This window comes from Propionispora vibrioides (assembly GCF_900110485.1).
Classification (GTDB): Bacteria; Bacillota; Negativicutes; order Propionisporales; family Propionisporaceae; genus Propionispora; species Propionispora vibrioides.
Genome location: NZ_FODY01000027.1, coordinates 42947 through 65430 on the forward strand (window position 1 = coordinate 42947; position 22484 = coordinate 65430).

The window sequence follows — 22484 nt, forward strand, 5'->3', positions numbered from 1 at the left end:
AGGGGGAAAGACATATGAAATATTCATTTAACACATGGGCGTATAGCAGTTTTCCCTGCTGGGTTCCCGCTTATCCGCTGAAAGACACAATTGAACGATTAGCCCGGATTGGCTATGACGCTATTGAACTAGGCTGCGCATCGCCGCATGCCTGGCCTTATTTTCTGGATGCTGCTAAACGTAAAGAAATTAATAAATGGTTAAAAGACAGTAATATTGTGTTTTCTTCCTTGCTCCCCGCTCCGGGCGGCGGACCGGGCGCCAATATTGCTTCTGCCATGAAAGAAGAGCGGGAATGGTCCGTGCAGTATGTAAAGGACGTAATTGATATGGCGGATGATTTTAACTGTCATACTGTGCTCATTGTATGTGGTTGGTATATTTATGGGACCAAACAGGAAGAGGCGTGGAAATATTCGCGGGAAAGTATTCGTAATATTGCGGAATACGCGCGGCGAAAAGGTACCCGGCTGTGCCTTGAACCAACGCCAACGGACAGCAATCTGGTTGAAACAGCGGATGATGCACTGATTATGAAAGACCAGGTTGGTATGGACAATGTTTTCGTTATGTTTGATACGGCGCATGCTTTATACCGCAATGAACCGCCGACAGACTACATTTACCGCATGGGAAATGATCTGAAACATGTTCATCTGACCGATTATGACAGAAAAGCTCCTGGCACCGGCGGATGTGATTTTGTGGCAATTATGCAGGCATTAAAGGATGTCGATTATGCTGGGTACGTAACCATGGAAACAGGTTTTCCTACGAGGGGGATTCACCCGGATTCCTGTGCCAGAATTTCATTAGAAAATCTAAAGGCCATTGAAGGTACGCTTAAATAAAGGCTTTTTCACAATACGAAAGAAAGTAAAGCCAACCATGCAGGCAGAGCCAAAAGGTTTATAACCAATACTTCTTATTGAATGCAACGATGTAAAGGGAGAGAACTGATTATGATTAAAGTAGGTATTATTGGCTGTGGTAAAATTGCGCAGGTGCGTCATTTGCCCGAATATATGGATAATAAAAACGTAAATATTGCCGGATTGTATGATTTGTGCTATTCACGGGCCACGGAAATGGCCGAAAAATATGGGGGGAAAGTTTATGAATCATATCAGCAATTATTAGCTGATCCGACGATTGAGGCTGTCAGTGTTTGTGCCGCTAATGCCGTTCATTGCGAAATTACAGTAGCCGCATTGGAAAACGGCAAACATGTTCTTTGTGAGAAGCCAATGGCGACTACACTGGATGAATGTAAAAGAATGGTTGCTGCCGCGGAAAAGACGGGAAAGTTTTTGATGATTGGCCATAATCAACGTCTTACCAAGACACATGCTATGGCCCGACGTTTAATTCAGGAGGGTATGATTGGCCATATTATTACGTTTAGGACCGTTTTTGGACATGGCGGACCGGAAACCTGGGCAATCGACAGCAAAAATGTCTGGTTTTTTGATAAAAAAACAGCAGTGTTTGGTGCTATGGCAGATCTTGGAATTCATAAGACAGATTTAATTCAATTTTTAACTGGGGAGAAAATCTCGGAAGTGACTGCCTATTTGGGTACATTGGACAAAAAAACAGCGGATGGACAGTTTATTGGCGTAGATGATAATGCGATTTGCATTTATCAAATGTCTGGCGGAGCCATAGGAACCATGACGGCAAGCTGGAACTACTACGGGGCGGAGGATAATTCGACGATTCTTTATGGTACCAAGGGAATTATGCGTCTTTATGATGACCCGCACTATTCTATAATTATCGAACTCAAAACCGGTGAGAAGATTCATTATGAGGTAGATCAGATACAAACGAATGATAAACAGACAAAATCCGGTATTATTGATTTATGGGTGGATTGCCTGGTAAATAATACGGCGCCGGAAATATCCGGAGCTGAAGCGCTGAGCGCCATGAAAGCAGTATTTGCTGCAATAGAATCATCAAACACCGGGAAAAGAGTGAAAATTGATTAAAAGTTGGGAGTGAGAAGATGACACGGCCAGTAACTTTGGCATCGGGGCAATTTGGTGACCTTTCCCTGGAAAAGCTATGCGCTTTAGCACAAAAATCAGGTTATGAGGGACTGGAACTGGCGACCCATGCTCATTTTGATGTAAACCGGGCTTTGAATGACGAAACATATATAGCCTACGTACAAGATACATTGAAAAAATATAACCTAAAATGCTGGGCGATTTCTGCTCATCTTGCAGGGCAGTGTGTAGGCGATAACTGGGATCGGCGTCTGGATAATTTTGCTCCAAAACATATTTCCGGGCAGCCGGAAAAGATTCGTATATGGGCTATCGAAGAAATGAAGCGTACCGCTCTGGCTGCAAGAAAAATGGATGTTTTGGTAATTAACGGTTTTTTAGGTTCCCCAATTTGGGCATGGTGGTATTCTTACCCACAGACTACGCCGGAAATGGTAGAAGCTGGGTTTCATAAAATTTATGATCTATGGACACCAATTTTTGATGTCTTTGATGAACAGGAGATTCGTTTTGCCTTAGAGGTCCATCCTACCGAAATTGCGTTTGATTACTATTCAACGGAACGTTTGTTGGAAAAGTTTCACTATCGTCCTACACTAGGTTTGAATTATGATCCCAGTCATCTGGTTTGGCAAGGCGTAAATGAACTGACATTTCTGCGGGATTTTGCCAACCGCATCTATCATGTGCATATGAAGGATGTCAAGCTGCAGCGTAATGAAAAGGCCGGGATACTGGGATCGCATCTGGAGTTTGGTGATACTCGCCGGGCCTGGAATTTTGTTTCAGTCGGGCATGGGAATGTTGATTTTGATGGTATTATCAGGGAACTCAACCAAATAGGTTATGAAGGACCGTTATCCGTAGAGTGGGAAGATTCGGGCATGAAGCGTGAATTTGGTGCGGCAGAGGCATGCGCTTATGTAAGGAAAATTAATTTTTCTCCGTCGCATATTGCGTTTGATGCAGCACTTAAAGCGGATAATTGACCTTCATGTTTTTTAAGAAACGGTGGAAGATAAACCTTAATAAATCAGACTGATATAGCCAGCACTTATAATGAGTGCCGGCTATTTTTAGCGGAGCGGGGACGTTGCCTGGCAGCGCGTTTTTTGAATTCAGCGGATTCACTGTGTCATGGTAGATTGCCGGAGATGGTTCTGATTCAAAGACAAGGGGAGAATTGACGAAAATAAGTGGAGAGGAAAAATTTAACAGATAACTTTTGCAGGAATTTTGTATGAACCAGTCTAAATAGTGATACAATGCATGCAAGTTGTAATTAATTGTTAATTAAGGATAGGGATATATGGACGAATTGGATTTGCGAGCTATTATAGAGACAAGCTATCTGCATACCGATAACACCTGGCGCTACCGGGCTATTTTGCGGTACTGCTTTGTGCAGCATGAAAGGCTGCACCATTATATATACCCGGAGGAGATCTACGGAGCTCTTAAAGAAAGTCCGTTTTTTACCACTTATAGTGAAGAACAACTGCAGCAGGATTTAAAACAATTGGTGGATTGGAAAAATCTCATTCCACGGCAGGAAACAGGACGGGTACATACTATAGAAGATTTTAAGCGGAAAAAGTTCCGTTATCAGTGTACGCCTTATACGATAGAAATCGAACGGATGGTACAGCGGCTGCAGCAACTAGGCAGTGGTTTTGCCGGTGGTTCGCTGGAAGTGACGCTGTTTGAACGTCTGCAGGCAGCATTGCTGCGCTTTCTGGAGCAGGGACCAACGCTGGAGGCCGGGGAGTTGAACCGTACCTGGGAAGATTTGTACGGTTATTTCCGGGACATGGTGCAGAATGCTTCCGATTATCTGGCTCATTTGAAAAGCGACAAGGTGGAGGAGCAGATGATGACGGAGGCCTTTGTCGCTTATAAAAATGCTTTTACGCAATATCTGCAGAATTTTATTTTAAGTATGCAGCGGGCTTCGTTTAAAATAGAGGCGCTGTTGAAGCGGACAAACCCGGACAAACTGATGGCCCTGGCCGGTAAGCTGGCTGACTATCAGCTAACGATTCCCCGGATGGATGTTCAGCCCAGCCGGGAAGAATGGATGGACAGTTATCAGGATCGATACCGCAGCCTGGCCGAATGGTTCCTTGGCCGCAACGGATTGCCCAGTGAACTGGTGACACTGCAAAACGAGACGACCGACACCATTCGCCGCATTGCCCGGTTTGCTCAGCGGCTGGGTGAACGGCATCAGGCCTTTCGCAGCCGCCGTCATGATTATCTGCACTTGGCAGGCTGGTTTGCCGGTCTGACGGATATCGGGGAAGCGCATAAACTGTCGGCACTGCTCTTTGGCGTGGCGCACAGCCGCCATCTGTATGCGGAGCCGCGTTTGAGCGAAGATATGGAGCAAGGCGTTATGGAGGAACTGCCGACCGAGGTTTTGACACCGCCGCGTGTCGTAGGGTACCGGGAAAAAAGCCGGCCTGGGGCGCTTCAGGACCGGACGGCCGAGAAACAGGCCGCACTCCGGGCCTATATTGCCGAGCAACGGCGGCAGGAACAACTGATTGATCAGCTCATTGATGATCATAAAATTGTGCTGGCCGATTTACCGCCGATTGAACCTTTTGTTCGTAAGACTTTGCTAAATTGGATTGCCCGCTGTATGCAGAGTCAGGAGCGGTATATCCAAACGGAAACAGGACGGAAGATTCGCCTGCTGGCCGACGCTGCCGACCGGCGGATTCAGCTGAAAAGTACGGACGGAATACTGGAAATGCCCAATTTTACCTTGCAATTTGAGGAGCGAAGAAAAGGCGGTGCGCTATGACGGATCAGGAAGATGTCAGGGAAGCGCTGGCGCTGCTGCTGGAAAACTACTGGGTGCTTCGCCAGGAACAGCCGGACCAGTACAATCTGATCCGTCGCTGTGAACCGAAGCTGAGAAATTATTTCTTTGAAAAATGCGGTTGGCGGTTGCTCCAAAACCCCCAGTTTTATAAATTGGAAAAAATTCCGGCTCAGCCGCAAAGCTGGATGGGAATTAATGCGTTTCAACAGCCCCGTGACTATGCGCTGTTTTGCTGTTTCATGGCCTTTCTGGAGGAAAAGGATGTGGAAGAGCAATTTTTGCTCAGCGATTTATGCGAAAGCCTGTTAGCCTTGTATCCGCATGAAGCAGAGCTTGTCAGCCGGTTAAACTGGGAAAACTATGAACACCGGCGGGCGCTGGTACGGGTGCTGGCCTTTGCCGAAGCGGCCAGCCTTATTTATCTGGTGGACGGAGACGGCGAACAGTTTGCCATGCGTCAGGAGGGAGAGGCGCTGTACGAGGTGACCCTGCTGGCACGGTATTTCCTGCGGTCCTATCCGAAAGATTTGCAGCAGTATGACAGCCGGCAGGCTTTGCAGGCAGCCGAGTTTTTTGATGAGGAGGCGGCTACCGGCATGGGGCGGCGGGTGCGCATTTACCGTCAGTTACTGCTGGCTGCCGCCTGTAATGCCGCCGATGCCAGGCCGGAAGACTTCATTTACTTAAGAAAGAGGGACGAAGGGACAGGTTTCACGTCCCTCTCATTATACTCTATCTATTACACTCTTAGCTATTCCCGTCATCCTAGCTAATTGCCTTATCGTAATGCCTTCTATTTTTTTCAGTTTTCGTATGGCTTCATCTCGCATCTCTTTATTTAACTGTTGCAATTGGCTAATGCTTGTAATTCCCATTTGATTTAAATAGTCCATTACAGCTTTATCTGATACTATCACTTTTTCCGTATAGTCTAAACATTGATCGCGATTATCCCCATTGTTATAATTCTTAAATAATTCTATACCCTTTGTTCTATCATTTGAAAAAATATCTAACGCCAATTCTTTATCCGTTATACCAGAATTCCCGGTATAAAGAAAATGGGGACGGTACTAACGAGTCAAATGATGCCGGTAGTGCATGGCTTTGCAAGTATCTGGTAGAAAAGTTATGAGAAATAGAAGAAAGTAAGGCAATGCCAAGTGTATCTAGCTGGAGTGTCAAGTAATGGCAATAAGTCTGTAGAAAATTATTGCCAAATAAGTAACTTTGTAAAATAAATACAAAATTTAGCAGGGTTCTCCTGATTTAGGAGCAAAAATAATATTATATTCCTTTTAGGATATGAGTAAAGAAGCAAAAAAGCGTCCCTTTGCTTCCTGTATGAAAAAGGCACTACCTTAAATTTACTTGGGATGTATGGTATACATGCGTAGAGTGTTAAGCGAGGGGATAAGAAATGGCACTATTTGAATTGATCCAAAAAGATAACCTTTTTACACAGCAGGATTATAATGACTTAGATTCACATCAGGAGAAAATACTTCTGGCTATGATTCGCCCAATCTTATTTGGTTTGCTTGTTCATTTGAAACATGAAGTTGTAAAAGACTATGGAACGATCAATGATATTTTACTGCGCCAGTTGGCAAGAGCTCACAGATATGGTTTTGGTGATTGTGGAATCTGTTTTGAATATGCTGTCCATTCTGCCATTCGTAATAATAATCCATTGGTTTTGGAACGCATTCAAGATGCGCTTTCATTATGTGGTATTAAAGGAAACAGAACCACCTCTATCCTTTTAGGTTTTGAAAAAGATGGCATCTTGCAAATTTCTAATAAATTAATTAATAATTTGACACCAGACTCCAAGTTGATTATTAATCTACATGGAGAATCTATCAAAATAAAAGAACACATAGATGCCATGATAAACTCGTTCCGAAAGCAATCTTTGAGGGGCTCACTGCCTACGGTAATCCGTGGTATATGGCAAGCTGACTTATTCATTGGAAATACAGATTCGGATATGTGGGTGGCGGCATCAGTTAAAATAAATCGTATGTTGTTAAAACATTCGAGAGGATTGTGTCTTGGAATTATTCCGGCAAGTTGGAATAATGAACCTACATGCTCTTCCAAAGACGGTATGGTTGTTTGCCCATTACTGTATAACAAAAGTTTTATGGAATATTTCTATTCATCATGGCAAATAGTTATTAAGTTTCTACAGAGCGATGCACACTTACCTAAAGAAAGGGAGCTTCATCATCCTGTGGAGAGGAAAGTTGCGAAATATCTTGAATCGATGAGAGAGAGCCCTGTTCTTGAATTGGTTGATAATGATTTAAGGCAACTTGCACATCCCACCCTTATTGAACCAAAAGTATCAAAAATTGAAACTATTGATTTTTTTGACACATCTATAAAACACGAATCAAATATGACAATCTTCGTTCCAGATTCTTTGCGGCGTCCCCATTAAGTAGATATTAAACAACGGATTACTCAGTTTCCCTTAGAATAGCTTAATATTTGATAATCAGCTATTAAGCAGCTAGTTTTCCAGAGTAATATGTGCGTGTGTTAACCACCCCAGCCGTTAGTTGTTTCTGAAAACCATAAAAAATAAGCTATAAAGCCGGCCCACATTTTTTCATGGTGGAGCCGGTTTTCGGCTAGAGAAAACATGGGGACAGGCATTTTATTGTCTTTGCGAAAATCAGCAATGGTGCGATAATCCGGTTTTAACTCTTTAAGCAGCCACATGAGCTCCATATTTCTTTTGCATTCATTTTCAAGTTTTCGTGACGTCCGAATGCCGTTAAGGAACATCAAAAAATGTAATCGACCGGACAATTTGGGACAATTAACCAGTCCCCATGTCCCTTATAAAAAAATTGCCAATAATTTTGAAACTCAGTTGAGGTAAGGAAATGTTTTATTTTGTTATCTTAAAATATATAGTAAAGGACTGATAGATATTAATAAAAAGTTACATGCTGTGTTAATCAAAGCATTCGTTATCGGTTGGATAATACTCATAATTGCTTGGTATATGCAATATTGTAATAATCCATATGACTTTCTTACAAATGCTACACAGCAATGGTGGCAGAATGTATTGTTAAATACAGGAGCGGGATTATTAACAAGCATAGCATTAATATATTTTTATGATTTAGTTTTGTTAAAACAGAATGAGCAAGATAAGACGCTAAAAAAAAGAATTGCTTTGGATAGTCTGTATAAAATATTGGATGACCATTATCGGCACATTATCTATGGAATGTTTCGTTCTGCGTCTTTAACCGAAAGGCAAATTACATCTTTAGATTACTTGGTTTCAGATGAATATTTCAACGAAGTTGAATATCTTGATTTAAATAGGTCTCCATACTTGGATAAGAACAATGAAAAACAAGATATAGTTGAAGACTATAGCTTTATTCCACGCAACTATCAAATAATATTGGATTACAACAAACGACTTGCGCAATATCTTTTGAATGAAGTTTTGATAGTGTATGGTCAATTCTTAGAAGCAGAACTTTGTGAAGTAATTCAAGAATTTAGATTTTCGCCTTTTGTTATATATTCTCATCAATTGCCACAATTGACGAAATGGCATAGTCAAGCTTTTTTTAAGATGTTATCACCGCTGGCAGTAAAAGGGACAATTGCCCCCAATGGATTTGATATGGATGAAAACAAAAAATTGATGAGTGCATGGAAAAAACATAACGAGTTATTCATTAAAATAGTCGAAATGTATAATCAAGATACTTCTAACAAAAACAAATTTGACATAGCAAAAATTGTTAACGATGTAAAAATAGAATGGGGTCATTGCAGAATAAAAAATTGTAAAGTTGAGCCAGGTAAATATTCTTTAGAAGATACTAATGGAGAAACAGATATTAATAAAATTATGCTTGGAAAAATTATTGCTATTGAAGAACAACTGAAGAAAGTACTCGGTAGTTTATATCCAGAAAATAAGGATGAAACAATAGTCCCTACCTATTACAACACCCCATAACCTGGTGTGAAGAAGCGTTTGCGAAAGCGAGAGAAGAAGACAAGCCGATATTTTTTAGTTGTGACTATAGTACGTCTAAGTTGATGGAACTGATTTATTCATAGCTATATGGGCAAAAACCAGCATTTTGACGATGCTGGTTTTTACTTGCAGGATAATTTTACTATTTGGCAAATGTAAATAAACAGTTAGGGGTAATAGAATAGTTAATATCTTGCAAGGGCGGAGTGATTTTAGCTATGTCTAAATTCAAACAAATCGAACGTGAAATTCAAATTACCGAGGGTGGTAAGTTTCAAAACTTATGTAATATTTATCTATACAAAGAGGGATACGGAACCCCGACATCTTGGGGGGGAGTATCGGGAAGCGAAAAGACAAAAAAAGGGACTCCTGATGCCTATATAAAACTAGAAAACGGTAATTTTGTGTTTATAGAATATACCACCGAACAGGGCAGTGAGAAGAAAATTTTCGACAAGTTCAAGAATGACTTAGAAAAATGCTTTGACGAGAAAAAAACTGGTATACCGAAGAATAAAATAGATACAGTTATTCTCTGTTACAATTCGAAGTTGTCTGCGGAAAAAAGAACTCAGCTAGACGAATTTTGTTTAAGCCATGGAAGCAAATTAATTCATATTTCTATAGATAATTTAGCTTTTGATATTTATGATAAGTATCCACTTATTGCAAAGGACTATTTAGGGGTAGACATGGATACTGGGCAGATATTAACTGTTCAGGATTTTTTAAGTAAGCAAAACAGTCATGCTGTCCCGCTAACTAACCCGTTTCTGTTCCGTGAAACTGAGTTAGCACAGGTCATCGAACAGCTAAGTATATCGGATTTGGTAGTTATCTCAGGTAGAGCGGGTTCGGGTAAAACTAAATTAGCTTTGCAGGCAATAAGGGAGTTTTGTAAGAGTAATCCTGATTATAAAGATTTTATAATAGTAGATAAGAACCAACCTCTTCATAGTGACCTGCATACCTATCTACAACAGCAAAATTCAGTGGTGCTTATTGACGATGCAAATAGATGTAACCAGCTTAATATCTGCCTTGAACTCTTACTACCAAGAACCAATGGGAGAACAAAGATTATTTTAACAGTTAGAGATTATGCACTTAATCATCTTGAAAAATTCGTATCCCATTTAAAATATAGCCCAATTACGGTAGGAGGCTTTGATAGAACTCAGATTGCAGGGATTTTGGATAGCAGTTATGGGATAAATAATAGCCTTTGGGTTGAAAGAATCTGCAATATCGCTAAAGGAAATCCTCGATTAGCTCTTATGGCGGCAAAAGTTGCGATTGAGAATAATAGTTTTAGTGACCTGTGGAACGTGGGAATTATCTATGAATTATTTTTCAAAAATCTTCTGAATGAAGTTGATGCACTTAATGACCTGAAGGTTCTCAAAACGTTAGGATTACTTTCTTACTTTAGGGTTCTGGGAATTGATTTTCCAATCTGTGAGGACATCTACAAGGTGTTTGAAATTGATAAGCATGATTTCTGGGAAAGCCTAGTAGTGTTGGACAAACTAGAGCTTGTTGACCTATATGATAACCAAGTGGTTAAAATTTCTGACCAAATTCAATCTACTTTTTTCTTTTACAAAGTTGTAGTGGATAGAAAACTTATATCATTTAGTGATTTACTAAGTTGTTTCTTCTACACAAAACCAAAACTGATGCGTGATGCTCTTTACCCAGTTATTGATATTTTTGGGTATGATAAAACCTCGGAAAGACTTAGTTCCGATATTGATGTGGCGTGGAATAATATAAAGCATTCAGACAGTAATACTTGCCTAAACTTTGCTGAGACATTTTGGATATTCAAACAGATAGAAGTTATTTCGACACTTAATAGATTGATTGATTCAATCAATCCAGATATTTGCGAGGAACCTATAATTTACAATATGGCGGCATCTTGCTCAGACAGAGTTTTAGACATCCTAGTGCAATACAAATATACTGCAAACGTATCATTGGCTATAGACACAATGCTATACTATGTTTCAAAACAACCACAACTAATGGGGCAACTCATATATTGTTTTATGAATAGAATGGGTTATACGCATGATAGTCATGCGTATGGGTATAGTGTTCAATTAACCTTATTTGAGTCTTTACTAGCAAAAACGGATATGTTTAGTTTCTGTAGAGAAATTATATTAAGTATAGCCAATCATTTTTTAAAGTGCGAACAGAGCGATAATCTAATGGAGGGAAGGGTTGTTCATTTTACTAGGTTCTCATTAGTGTTAACAACAGAGCAAGAAAAGTTGCGTTCAATAATTTTATCTTTTCTCTCAACTAGCGCAAATAGCAAAGAGATAAGCATGTTTCTTGCCCAATACATTAGTGACATGAGATACGATACTCTAGGAATGAAAAGCAAAGATAAATCTCGTATAATTCAATTTGATGCCCAGTTTCTTGTAACATACATAAGAAATAACTTTGATAGTGCAAACTATCGTCAATGCCATTTAGCTCATAATTACTTTAAACTTCTAAAGTTGGATACTACATATGGTGTAATCATCTCCGAATTAAAGCAAAAATTTAATCACCCACACTACAAAATGTATTGTTTGCTTAATATTGATAGAGCGGAAACAAAACTGCTTCGAGATGAATGCTCCAACTGGGAAGAGGTTGAAAAAATAAAGGAGAGCATGATATTAAAACGATTTGCTCGTTTTGATACTATACAGTTTGAACAACTTGTTGATGCACTTGAAGACATCCTAACGTGTAATATAGACCATAACGAGTGGAGCATTACTCGGTCATTTGAAACGATTTTAATAGGTCTTGTTAAGGATAATCAGGCTATGTTTGAATGTGTCCTGAAGTATGTTCAGGGGACTGGGAATAAGATTAAGCTAAGAGGTGGATTCTTAATAACAAAATATTTAGCTTGTTACCCCGAAAAACATAGAGATTTATTTGTTATGCTAAAAGAGCACGATTATGCGTGCAAGGAAGAGTGGTTATTATCCTTCTTTGAAGCATTACCGCAAGAAATGACAAATAGGTATTATTATTATGAGTTAATCTCGTTGCTTGAAAATAGAAGCTATATTACTATTTTGAATTTCGACTTTTTAAATAAGTTTACTTCATTTGACCCGAGCGTATATATAACGGTTGTACGTTTGTTACTTGGGCAGACAAAGAAGTTCCCATTTAACTTTGATTTACTTTTTAATTACTTGACCGATGCGGGTCAGCGTTTACGAGTTCTATTTAAAGACGATATAGAGTTGTTTGAAGAGTTATATCTATATCAGCTTTCAATCGATAGAAATGAAGACTATAATGGTTCTGTTCTCCGACAAATTCTTGAACTTGATGCCACATTTATTCTGAAGTATTTAGATTGGAGATTTAGTAGTGAAAAGTATGTTTCAAATGTTAGCGAGGAAAGAAGATATGGTTTCATTTGGGATATGGAGAACTACAAAGAGATTGTAGACAGTGTTTTCGATTATTTTTCCGTTAGGGGAAATTTATGGGAAGATGAATTTATTGAAGTATTCTTTGAAAATACTGCAACAAATGAAAAAGCCAAGAAATATATCGAGGATTTTATAGCAGAGCAATACTTAGACAGTAGAAAGATGCATTTGATTTTTATACCTGTTGTTTACCATATGACTGATAAATTTCCGCACTTTTGTAGCATCTTTCTAAAACATAATAAGAATATTGAGGTCTTTAAGAATATTTACTTTGAAGAGAGGGGCTTTTCAGGGAACGGCTCGTTTATTCCAGCCTATGAAGCTAGAAGGGCATTTTGGAAATCCATTCTCCCTATATTAAACACAAGGGAATTCATTTACCATAAAGAGTTTGTTAGCGAGCATATAAGTTACTATGGTCGACGCATAGAGGAAGAACGAATTAGGAACTTCATCGATGACTGTGTATGGTAAATGAATCGGAAAATGTTTCTTTGATTCTCATATGATAATCGGGTAGCTTTCGGGTGTCCTGCGATGCATGGCTATTATGGAATTTTTTGCAATTTTATAAAGGAAATCTAAAAATCACGGAGAAAGTATTATTATTAATCACTTACTTTTGAGGGGAGAGGATACCTAATGACTGCAACTGAGACGCTCGGAATGTTTCACGAGTATCGCTATGTGGTTCTTGGCCTATTGCTCCCAAACCCCATCCTTTACCCATCATTGGTGGGATTTTGGTCAGGAGCATTAGCCGTAGCCATTCTGTACATAGGTTTTTTTGAATGGTTTGAAAGGTAATAAAAATTACCATTCAATAATTTTCATAATTTGAATATAATATTATAAGGATTTTGCTTTATTATAGGTTCTGTGATACTATGGTTCTATTGACATATATAGATATATTGAATATAATAATATCAAAGAAAGTTAAATATTACCGCTAGCTGATATTCGGTATATAGGCGGTATTAAATCTGGTGTTTCACAGCCGTATAAGTGTGAGACGTTAAATCTGGTGTTTCACAGCCGTATAAATGCGAGACGTTAAATCTGGTGTTTCACAGCCGTATAAGTGTGAGGCGTTAAATCTGGTAGGGAACTCATTTGAGTTCCCTACTGTACTTTGGAAGGTAAAATGGATATCAAATACGATAACTTTGGATTTTACAAAATAAACATTGATTATGTTAAATATTTGCATTCAAAGGATTCTCAAGTTTTTTATGATAATACCCCAGATTATAGTAGAAAACCCTATTTGGGATTGATTACTCAACTGGGTGGATTTACATATTGTATGCCGCTTACTTCTGCAAAACCAAGACAGATTGGGTGGGCAAATATTACAGAACATAATTATGTAATACATGAATATATTGCATCTTCTGAAATTCATGGCAATGATGTTTATAAAAAAGTAGGTTCAGATAAGTTTAAAAAGCTATTGTCGGTTTTAGAAATAAGAAAAATGATTCCAGTAGACGACACACTTTATGATTTTATTGATTTCTCAAAGATAGCAGATACTAAATATAAGGATTTACTTGAAAAAGAATACAATTTTTTGAAATTATTTAAAAGCGATATTTTAAACAAGGCAGAGGTATTATATCATAAACAAATTAACACTAATAATATTAAACCTTGTTATTGTAACTTTAAATTATTAGAAACTGCGTTTTCACAATATAAAACAGTACAAATAGGTAAGACCCAAGCGGCTGCTACCATTACCGCAAGTAAAATCGAGGCAGCCGCCGCCGAGAGTAAATCTGAAGTGACAATTGCTAAAAAAGAGTAGAGCCGAGAGGCTCTTTTCTTATAATTAAGCATAATAAAAAAGTAAGCGTCAAACCCTTCATCACATATCATTCGATATTACAGACATGCTAATATAATAAAAAAGCGAGAATGGATTACAGAGATCAGGTTAGTCCCTGGATCTCAAAAAAAACCATCTCGCAAAACGGCATTGAATTCGTTAAACTGCTTTTGAATCAACTTCTTGTGCTGGGCATCTGATAAACCTTCCGCCTGATCGAATCCTTCTTCGGCGATGTAAAAGTTAAAGCATTCCGCCAGAGCGCGATTTGCTTTTTCCATCTTGGAATAATGTTTTATCAGACAATAACTGAAATCAAGATCGAAATCCATGCGGCTACGTTCACCGTCTAGATACGACTGGACATAGTCTAGCATAAATTGAGTGGATGCATTCTTTGGCATATCAAACATGCTCCTTTTTCATTGACATACGGCATTTTTCTGGGACAGCATCACCCCACGGTAATAGAGCATCTAATTTCCTAGCTGATGTGGATGGAACGGTTTCAAGAAGAAACTTCAAATACTCAAAGGGCAGAAGATCATTTGCTTTGGCAGTCTCGATGATCGAATAAACTACAGCACTTGAAGTAGCACCTTTAACAGTATTGCAGAACAACCAATTTTTGCGACCTAAAGCAAACGGTCGTATGGCATTTTCAGCCCGGTTGTTTGAAATTTCAGTTCGCCCATCAATGTAGACATTCATCAGCCATTTGCGCTGGTCCAGTGCGTAATTCACAGCTTTACCCATTGCGGTCTTCGGCAGAATACGAAGCGTTTGGAGCCACTCAAAAAAAGCCTCTGCCTGAGGCTTAGATTTTTGCAATCTTAATTCTTGCCGTTCTTTCGGGGCAATATTTTCCCATTGCTTTTCCAAATGGAACAGTAGTCCGATGTGCCGAATCGCACCATTTGCCGAAGATACCTCCCTTTCATTGGAGGGCATGGCTTTCAGAGCCTCTTCGAATTTACGGCGCATATGTACCCAGCAACCCACAACAGTAATTTCGGGCAATGTATGATAGGCAGCGTAACCATCGGTGTGCAAATTCCCTTAAAATCCTTTAAAAATTGTTTCGGATGGACGCCTGCTCGGCTTGGCTGATATTCAAAGACAACGATATGTCGCTTTGTATCTGCGCTTGTCCTGTATAGCCACATATAGCTGCTTGAAGTGGCAGATTTATTAGGCTCCCGAAGAATTTGCACAGTTGTTTCATCTGCATGGAGTACATCTTGCATCAACAACAGGGTCTTGTTCTGCATTCTATTTATAAAAGGTGGAACGTTAAATGAAGTATTATGATTTTTTAGTAAGAAGTCATAAAGAAGTAATTGAGAGATTAGAAGAATTACTATGCAAATATAAAGTAGAACCTGTAGGTGACGGGTACATTGATTGTATTGTTATGAAAGAAAATCTCGTAGCGTTTATTTATGAGGTTAGTGACTTAGGGATACTTATTACTTACGCAAGTTGGTGGTGCTATGTTAACCCTGAAGAGGAAATCCATACTGGTTGTCCACACGGAATGGGGGGGCCTCGCTCTAGTTACTACGAAGGATGGTTTAGTGAGCTACAGAATGATTTGTATGGATTAGAAGATAAAACAATAGAAAAAGTATTATTATCATATGATAAGCAATTAATTTATACTTTGAATATGAATACTTTATCTGGGATTAAAAAGAGACTTGAAAAACCTTTTAAGTATACGCCTAATGATTATATAGTAGGTAATAAATGCGTTAATCCAGGCTTGTGGCTATTAGTTCCCGACAATTGGAAGAGGGGTGTTCAGAAATATGAAATACGTAGCAATTGATGAACTAAATCATTTTAGTTTTCATGATGCAGAATTACAGAAGATAGATATATATGAAGATAAAATGAGATGGTTATTATCAGCAATTAATGCAACTGTACAGAATTCACAAAATTCTTATGACGAAGATATGTGTATAATCGAAGCCGAAATTATTTTTGAACATTTTAAAATAGAGAATATTGTTATTGGAGAATATAAAGTCTATGATTCAAGCCATAAGCTGATTGAATCTGTAGAAGCAATAACGGTAGATGCAGATAAATATGATGATATTCTAAAAAAAACATTGAATGGTTATTGCTATCTATACAGCATGGAGGAATTACACACTGATGATGATAAAAATGTAGTTTGTTTTATTATTGATGGTGGAGATGACACTTATCATCTTACGATTTCATTCTCTAAATCAACTGTTATATGGGATAACTATGATGGAAAAGCATGGTATGAGCATGATAAGTGGAAGAAGAAATAAAAATCATAACCATTACAACAATGTTATGATGATAGTTCGCAATAGTTGGGTCTGTAAATAGTTTTGTGCTTTTACCCTTTTTAAACTAACGATGACTTTACTTTATCAGGGAAAAATACGGACAGTTGTAACAAGATTTGACCCAGTTTTGAACTCGGCCTGTCCAATTGCGCAAAATATCCATAGTCGCTAAGTACAGCATCTTCTGTAATGATTCATCATTTGGAAAGATGCTTTTTCCTTTAGTCACCTTGCGCAATTGCCGATGGTAACTTTCAATCATATTGGTCGTATAGATGATTTTTCGGATTTCTGGAGGGTATTTGAAGAAAGTGGATAACTCTGCCCAGTTTGTTCGCCAGGAATTGACGATCAAAGGGTATTTCTTTGCCCAACTTGCCTCAAAGCCGTCTAATGCCTCAAGCGCCAGGATATCAGCGGCAGCTGTATAGACTGGTTTTAGATCGGCAAGAACCTGAGCATTGATGAAATATCGTCAGTTGTTTTCATATTACGTTCTTGGATCAGTCCGCGGATTTGTTCTTTTGTTAATAGTCCCATGCTTTTGCCCCCTTGGTATTATTGTATAATCTGGCTTGGCTATTGGCAAAAGCACAAACTATTTTACACTACCGATCAGTTTGATATGAGAAAAAACGCCCAAGACATTAATGCCTTTGGGCGTTTTTAATTATGCATGTCAGGATTGTTAGAGCGTCCTACGAGGTAATCAATAGATACATTAAAATAATCAGCAACTCTAATGAGAGTTTCAGAAGACGGCGTGGTTTTTTCTGTTTCAAATTGCCCTATTGTTCCTTTATTCTTTAGTTCGAGTTCTTCGGCAAGCTTTTGCATGGATACATTATGGTCGGTTCGTAATTTCTTTAATCGTTCAGCAAAAATTTTCTTCGGAAACATAATTTTCTCCTTGACGTTTCGCATTGCGAAACGTATAATTAAAACGTGAGTTTCGTAATACGAAACGACATATAGGTTGGAATCATTCTAAGATTATTTAAGGAGGTGGTGCCAATAACCCGTAAAAAGCTGAAAGCGAGGTGAATCAAACAAGCAAGCAGTATCGTCAGCCTGCAAGCAGGATACTGCCTGGTTCGTTGTGCCCAAAAAGAGGCACAAAAGTACAAAAACACATTCTCATTATAACCTACCTACCAAATTTCGTAAACTATCCTGTCATTTTCTCTAGTATCCTTCGCACTCGTTCGTAAACTCATTCCTGATATAAAGGAGGACTTTCCATGGATTTTTTAGTCGCCGCCGGCGAGAGCTTCATCAAGCTCATCAATACCGGTGGAGAAACCCTGGTCGGCATGATCACCGGGATTTTACCGGCGGCTTTAATTGCCCTGACCATTATGAACACCATCATTGCTCTGGTGGGGCAGGACCGGATCGAAGGCCTGGCCCAACGGTTAGCCGGGAAACAGATTCTGGTTCGTTACTTATTCCTGCCGTACCTGTCGGCGTTTTTCTTTTCTAATCCCACCGCCTTTCTGATGGGGCGGTTTTTACCGGAACGATATAAGCCCGGCTATTATGAGGCGGTGAATTGCAGCACCATGGCGCCGCTCATGTGCTTCTTTCCCCATGTCAATCCGGCCGAACTGTATGCCTGGTTAGGCGTAGCCGACGGAGTCATGAAGCTCGGGCTACCCATCGGGCCGCTGGCGGTCAGCGTCTTTTTCCTGGCCATGTTTACCACGACGTTAAAAGCCTTTGTCGTGGAAAAGATTGCCCATGCGTTAGCACGCAAGAAAGGCCTCGACTGGGGCAAGCTGGAGGCCCGGAAGCTAGGACAGCCTATGGAGGAACCTTTGCTGTAAAATCAACATAAAACAATAGAGGGGGTTCAACCTGTGAATCAACCAATTGTAGCTATTTCTCCCGGCCCACGGGGCTGGGGTGTACCGGTAGAAGTTCAGATTAAGGACAAGCGCCGGAAGATTGTCTGCATTACCGGCGGCGGCATTCATCCGGTGGCCCAGCGGATTGCCGAACTGTCCGGCGGCGAAGCGGTGGATGGGTTTTCTACCATTGTACCCGATGCCGAGACCGCCTGCGTGGTCGTCAACTGCGGCGGCACGCTACGCTTAGGGATTTTCCCGAAGAAGGGTCTGAAAACAGTAAATATCAATCCGGTCAGTCCGTCGGGGCCGTTTGCTGCCTATATTAAACCCGGTATCTATGTATCGGCGGTCGGACTGGACCAGGTACAAATCAAGAAGGAGGAAACCCCATGAGCCAGAACTTTATTTTGTCGCTCTCTTCCGTGATTGGCCGGGTGGTTAGCACCTTCGTCCAGGCGGGACGGGAGTCGGTTAAACTCATGCTTAGCACGGTCCTGCCGTTTATGGTGTTCGTCAGTGCCATTGTCGGCATCATTATGGGCAGCGGCCTCGGTCAGCGCATTGCCGACGGACTAGCCGCCTTAGCGGGTAACCCCTGGGGCCTCTTGGCCTTGGGTATGGTATCGGCCATTCCGGTACTGTCACCGATCTTAGGACCGGGGGCGGTCATCCCACAGACCATCGGTGTCTTAGTGGGAACCTTGATCGCCAGCGGCAAGATTCCGCCGCATCTGGCGTTACCGGCGCTGTTTGCCATTCACCAGCCGGTGGGAGCCGACTTTATTCCCGTGGGCTTAAGTTTAACGGAAGCCGAACCGGAAACCGCCGAAGTCGGCGTTCCGGCGGTGCTCTATGCCAAGTTTTTAGTCGCACCAATTGAAGTAGGGGCCGCCTTAGCCGTCAGCTTCTTTATTTATCAGTAAGGGAAGGAGAGTCAGACATGGATATCTACCGCACGACCATTGAGTCTATCGGCCCCTATGCCTTGGACTTTCTCGAAACCGACGTACTGATCACCTTTTACCCTCATGCCCCGGAAGGATTAAGGGATTACTGCCTGATTCTAACTCCGGCGGAGTTAGTGACAGACATTCAAGTGGGAGATTACCTGCGGCTGGGCGAAACACGCTATCCCGTGACCGCCGTAGGTCCTGTCGCCAGTGAGAACCTGCGCAATCTGGGACATATCTCGCTGCGCTTTGATGGGGCCATCACCACTCCCTGGGCTGGCAGCATCCATCTGGCGGGTGACAAACCTAGGGCAGCGAGTGCAGGAGAGATGCTGGCTATTGAGCGGGAAGCGTAGAGGAGGGCAGCGGCATGGACAGCCTGAGTCTGGAAGCCCTGCTGGTCTATCTCTTCATCCTTATCCTGTTGCAGGGGCTGCTTGGGATCTACCAACTGAAAAAGATCACCCGTACGCTGGGCCGACTACAAAAATTAGGTATTTGCGGCTGTGGTATGGCCCGTCACTGGACGGGGTGGCGGGTGTACTATCTCATTCTGGCCGACTCGACCGGACGTATCCGCAGTGCCTACCGGCTGAAAGGCATCAGCCTCGGTACCGATTTTGTGCCGGACAAACGGTTTACCTTTAGTGAGATTGCCGAACTGCTGGTCGACTATGGACAGCGAGCAAAACTAACCCTTCAAGAGACTGCCCAGCTTCGCGCTGCCGAAGAGGTTCACCGGAAACTGGCGGCATTGCAAGCCGCTCAGGCGGTCTGACACCAACATAAAGGAGAATCAACGATCATGAACCAGGAGAAATATCCGGTTACTTATGGCCGGAATCTGCTAACCACCTTAACTGACAGTAAAGAAAACTGGCTGATTGTTACCGATCCAGTCATCTGGGAAAAGCTGAAAGGACAGGTTAAGCAAGACGCGATTCAGCTCTATTTCGTTACTACCATGGAGAAAAAGGTCATGGAGGAAGAAGTCAAAACCCTGTCGGGCTTTACGCAGGTGCTGGGCCTGGGCGGTGGCATGGCTGCCGATGCGGCTAAGCTGTGGGCGACCGCTCATCAGGTGCCCTTATACCAGATGCCGACCGCCTTATCGGTCAATGCTTTTCTTTGCTACAAGACAGCGGTCCGCTATGACCATGTCGTTAAATACGAAGGCGACATTCTGCCGAAAGAGATATTGATTGATTTTGATATCCTGGAGCAGGCACCGAGGCATTTAAATTTGTCCGGTGTCGGCGACTTGTTAAGCTGCCTGACCGCTAGTTACGACTGGAAGATCAATGCCTTAATCACCAAATCCCACGCCTTTGACCAGCGAATCTATGATGAAACGCAAGAAATGCTGGACCTACTAGCCGAGTATATGGGCGATATCGTACAGAACAAGGAGCCGGGTCTGCGCTTTATCGTCCGGGCCTATAAAGAGATTGCCGAACACAGCTACCGGATGCGGCATACCATGTGGGAAGACGGTTCGGAGCATAATGTCTTTATGAATCTGGAACGGATCACCGGCAGGCAGTTCCTGCACGGCCAAGCCGTTTGCCTGGGTGTTTACTTCATGTCGGCTTTCCAGGATAACCAGCACGAACGGGCGGTGTCACTGATTCAGCGGTCGGAGCTTGATATCCGGCCCCAGGCGCTGCAGGTGACGATCGACGATATCCGGCAGGCGCTCTTAACGCTGAACCAGTTTGTCCGGGATCAGCATATCCGCTATTCGATCTGCAACGCCAAAGCGGTGACGGCGGAGTGGGTAGAGGAGATCTTAGCGAAATATCAGCGGGATTTTCCCGTCGGATAAGGTAAGAAACCAAATACAAATCAGTAACCAATACATCACCGGGCAGGCGACTTGCCTGCCCGGTATAGGGAGGGACTATTGTCAGTGAATATTATCGTCACCGATTCCTATGAAGCATCCTGCGGGGAAGCGGCGAATCAACTGCTGAGCGTTATTAAGGACAATCCGCAGGCTTGTCTGGGCCTGGCTACCGGCGGGACGGCGCAAGGGGTGTATCCGTACCTGGTGGAGGCGTATAAGCAGCAAGTAGTTAGCTATACAGAAATCAGAACGGTTAACCTGGATGAATATATCGGTCTAAAGCCCGACCATCCGCAAAGCTATCGCCATTACATGGATACCTATTTCTTTGATCATATCGACATTAACCCGCTCAATACCTATATTCCTTCGGGCAGTCAGTTGCTGCAGCCGGAGATCACCAACTTTAGCCGGATTCTGGAGATCTGGCCGCGGGATGTGCAGTTACTGGGTATTGGGGTGAACGGGCATATCGGGTTTAACGAGCCGGGTGGGGTGCTGCAGGCCGGGGTGCATATCGCTACGCTGGATACGGCGACAATTCAAGCCAATGCCCGGTTCTTTGCCAGTGAGGACGAGGTGCCGAAGACGGCCATCACCATGGGAGTTGGTGATATCCTGCAGGCCGGAAAGATCGTACTGCTGGCCACCGGCAGCCAGAAGGCCGTTGTATTGAAGAAGCTGCTAACCGGGGAGGAGGTCACCACGCAAGTTCCCTGCACGCTGCTCAAACTGCACCGGGATGTGACAGTGATCCTGGACAGGGAGCTGGCCTGGCAGGTGGGGGTAAGCAGTACGTAATTTGTGCCATGAGCAGTGACGAAACGTTAAGAAGTAAAAAAAGGCGGCGTGTGGTCTGCGATCGAAGGGACTGCGCGCCGTTTCTTTGCCTGCCATGTGAAGCGGGGACAGTGCTAATGATCTGATGGTGTCAGTGTTGATGGTAGTAAGATTCACATGATGAACAGCAGCGGAGAATTTGACTCTGTGGAACCGTCCCGTGCGCCAAGAAGCGCACGGAGTAAAGCGGGTGGAAATCCCGCCAGAGAAGGTCTAGCCAGCCACTCTGTATCCAGCCTTGGGACTGAAGCGGTAACGCCAGGTCTAAGCGTAGGTAGGAAAGGTAGTAGGCCGAAAGCGAAAGCTGAAGATGTAGAATCCCGAAATTCCTAAAGGGAAAGGTCGATGTATGGGACGAGCAGAAGACAATACTGGGCTTAGCGATAAAGGCGAGTTAAGTCTGGCGCCCCGGGATCGAAGGTCTTGGCATGCTACACACCATTACTCCGTGTGAACTTGGGAGACCCTGCCGCTCTCCGAAAGGAGTAT

At 42.0% G+C, this 22484-nt stretch carries 22 protein-coding genes and 3 pseudogenes; 19 read left to right on the top strand and 6 right to left on the bottom strand.

Features of this window, described 5'->3' with window-relative positions; genetic code table 11:
* The first annotated feature begins 14 nt into the window (after window positions 1–14).
* From BMW43_RS17395 to BMW43_RS17415, 5 genes are all read left to right on the top strand, one after another.
* Entirely contained in the window at window positions 15–851 is an 837-nt protein-coding gene (locus BMW43_RS17395; RefSeq protein WP_091750655.1) for a sugar phosphate isomerase/epimerase family protein, read from the top strand.
* 111 nt (window positions 852–962) lie between these two features.
* A complete protein-coding gene (locus tag BMW43_RS17400) occupies window positions 963–1994 on the top strand; it encodes a Gfo/Idh/MocA family protein (RefSeq protein WP_091750658.1) in 1032 nt (343 codons plus the stop codon).
* Window positions 1995–2011: 17 nt separating this feature from the next.
* Entirely contained in the window at window positions 2012–3004 is a 993-nt protein-coding gene (locus BMW43_RS17405; protein WP_091750661.1) for a sugar phosphate isomerase/epimerase family protein, read from the top strand.
* A 320-nt stretch (window positions 3005–3324) separates the two neighbouring features.
* The gene (locus BMW43_RS17410; RefSeq protein ID WP_091750664.1) at window positions 3325–4824 is read left to right on the top strand and encodes a TIGR02677 family protein; all 1500 of its coding nucleotides are present in this window, start codon (window positions 3325–3327) and stop codon (window positions 4822–4824) included.
* A complete protein-coding gene (locus BMW43_RS17415; RefSeq protein ID WP_091750667.1) occupies window positions 4821–5618 on the top strand; it encodes a TIGR02678 family protein in 798 nt (265 codons plus the stop codon). Before BMW43_RS17410 ends, BMW43_RS17415 begins: the two co-directional genes overlap by 4 nt.
* Here BMW43_RS17415 and BMW43_RS20945 read toward each other — a convergent pair.
* Complete coding sequence (locus BMW43_RS20945) at window positions 5571–5867, bottom strand: hypothetical protein (RefSeq protein WP_143050655.1); 297 nt, start codon at window positions 5865–5867, stop codon at window positions 5571–5573. The two genes, BMW43_RS17415 and BMW43_RS20945, sit on opposite strands and share 48 nt — an antisense overlap.
* A 398-nt stretch (window positions 5868–6265) precedes the next feature.
* On the opposite strand from BMW43_RS20945, the gene BMW43_RS17420 reads away from it, so the two are divergent.
* Window positions 6266–7294, top strand: a complete 1029-nt coding sequence (locus tag BMW43_RS17420; protein WP_091750670.1) for a hypothetical protein — start codon at window positions 6266–6268, stop codon at window positions 7292–7294.
* 221 nt (window positions 7295–7515) lie between these two features.
* On the opposite strand, the pseudogene BMW43_RS21590 reads toward BMW43_RS17420, so the two are convergent.
* A pseudogene (locus tag BMW43_RS21590) lies at window positions 7516–7668 on the bottom strand (transposase); the annotation flags it as partial.
* Window positions 7669–7813: 145 nt separating this feature from the next.
* Here BMW43_RS21590 and BMW43_RS17430 point away from each other — a divergent pair.
* The 4 genes from BMW43_RS17430 to BMW43_RS17445 all read left to right on the top strand — a co-directional run bounded on the left by BMW43_RS17430 (window position 7814) and on the right by BMW43_RS17445 (window position 14155).
* Window positions 7814–8851 carry a hypothetical protein gene (locus BMW43_RS17430; protein WP_091750672.1) on the top strand — a complete coding sequence of 346 codons (1038 nt, stop codon included), beginning with the start codon at window positions 7814–7816 and terminating at the stop codon, window positions 8849–8851.
* The gene (locus BMW43_RS17435; protein WP_091750733.1) at window positions 8848–8955 is read left to right on the top strand and encodes a DUF255 domain-containing protein; all 108 of its coding nucleotides are present in this window, start codon (window positions 8848–8850) and stop codon (window positions 8953–8955) included. Before BMW43_RS17430 ends, BMW43_RS17435 begins: the two co-directional genes overlap by 4 nt.
* 135 nt (window positions 8956–9090) lie before the next feature.
* Complete coding sequence (locus BMW43_RS17440; protein WP_091750675.1) at window positions 9091–12816, top strand: nSTAND3 domain-containing NTPase; 3726 nt, start codon at window positions 9091–9093, stop codon at window positions 12814–12816.
* 673 nt (window positions 12817–13489) lie between these two features.
* A complete protein-coding gene (locus BMW43_RS17445) occupies window positions 13490–14155 on the top strand; it encodes a type III toxin-antitoxin system ToxN/AbiQ family toxin (protein WP_091750678.1) in 666 nt (221 codons plus the stop codon).
* Window positions 14156–14298: 143 nt separating this feature from the next.
* Here BMW43_RS17445 and BMW43_RS17450 read toward each other — a convergent pair whose 3' ends face one another.
* Entirely contained in the window at window positions 14299–14580 is a 282-nt protein-coding gene (locus tag BMW43_RS17450; RefSeq protein ID WP_091750681.1) for a hypothetical protein, read from the bottom strand.
* Window position 14581: 1 nt separating this feature from the next.
* Window positions 14582–15447, bottom strand: a pseudogene (gene tnpC, locus BMW43_RS17455) (IS66 family transposase).
* Window positions 15448–15473: 26 nt separating this feature from the next.
* Here tnpC and BMW43_RS17465 point away from each other — a divergent pair.
* Entirely contained in the window at window positions 15474–16007 is a 534-nt protein-coding gene (locus tag BMW43_RS17465; RefSeq protein WP_091750690.1) for a hypothetical protein, read from the top strand.
* Window positions 15988–16488: a hypothetical protein gene (locus BMW43_RS17470; RefSeq protein WP_091750693.1), complete on the top strand. Its 501-nt coding sequence runs from the start codon at window positions 15988–15990 to the stop codon at window positions 16486–16488. The genes BMW43_RS17465 and BMW43_RS17470 overlap by 20 nt, the downstream gene beginning before the upstream one ends.
* A gap of 80 nt (window positions 16489–16568) precedes the next feature.
* Here the strand turns inward: BMW43_RS17470 and BMW43_RS21925 are convergent.
* Window positions 16569–16966: pseudogene (locus BMW43_RS21925) on the bottom strand (transposase); the annotation flags it as partial.
* A 209-nt stretch (window positions 16967–17175) separates the two neighbouring features.
* Window positions 17176–17409 carry a helix-turn-helix domain-containing protein gene (locus BMW43_RS17480; protein WP_091750696.1) on the bottom strand — a complete coding sequence of 78 codons (234 nt, stop codon included), beginning with the start codon at window positions 17407–17409 and terminating at the stop codon, window positions 17176–17178.
* A gap of 341 nt (window positions 17410–17750) precedes the next feature.
* Here BMW43_RS17480 and srlA point away from each other — a divergent pair, with 341 nt between their 5' ends.
* The 7 genes from srlA (at window position 17751) to BMW43_RS17510 (ending at window position 21956) form a co-directional block, all read left to right on the top strand.
* Window positions 17751–18335 carry a PTS glucitol/sorbitol transporter subunit IIC gene (srlA, locus tag BMW43_RS17485; RefSeq protein ID WP_091750699.1) on the top strand — a complete coding sequence of 195 codons (585 nt, stop codon included), beginning with the start codon at window positions 17751–17753 and terminating at the stop codon, window positions 18333–18335.
* Between the two features lie 33 nt (window positions 18336–18368).
* On the top strand, window positions 18369–18752 hold the full coding sequence (locus BMW43_RS21830) for a hypothetical protein (RefSeq protein ID WP_342725904.1): 384 nt from the start codon (window positions 18369–18371) through the stop codon (window positions 18750–18752).
* A complete protein-coding gene (locus tag BMW43_RS21835; protein ID WP_316843073.1) occupies window positions 18749–19282 on the top strand; it encodes a PTS glucitol/sorbitol transporter subunit IIB in 534 nt (177 codons plus the stop codon). Before BMW43_RS21830 ends, BMW43_RS21835 begins: the two co-directional genes overlap by 4 nt.
* A 17-nt stretch (window positions 19283–19299) precedes the next feature.
* Window positions 19300–19665: a PTS glucitol/sorbitol transporter subunit IIA gene (locus BMW43_RS17495; RefSeq protein WP_091750702.1), complete on the top strand. Its 366-nt coding sequence runs from the start codon at window positions 19300–19302 to the stop codon at window positions 19663–19665.
* Between the two features lie 14 nt (window positions 19666–19679).
* Window positions 19680–20087 carry a transcriptional regulator GutM gene (locus BMW43_RS17500; RefSeq protein ID WP_091750705.1) on the top strand — a complete coding sequence of 136 codons (408 nt, stop codon included), beginning with the start codon at window positions 19680–19682 and terminating at the stop codon, window positions 20085–20087.
* A gap of 27 nt (window positions 20088–20114) precedes the next feature.
* Window positions 20115–21134 carry an iron-containing alcohol dehydrogenase gene (locus BMW43_RS17505; RefSeq protein ID WP_091750708.1) on the top strand — a complete coding sequence of 340 codons (1020 nt, stop codon included), beginning with the start codon at window positions 20115–20117 and terminating at the stop codon, window positions 21132–21134.
* 84 nt (window positions 21135–21218) lie between these two features.
* Window positions 21219–21956, top strand: coding sequence for a glucosamine-6-phosphate deaminase (locus tag BMW43_RS17510; RefSeq protein ID WP_091750711.1), 738 nt, complete (start codon window positions 21219–21221; stop codon window positions 21954–21956).
* The last annotated feature ends 528 nt before the right edge of the window (window positions 21957–22484 follow it).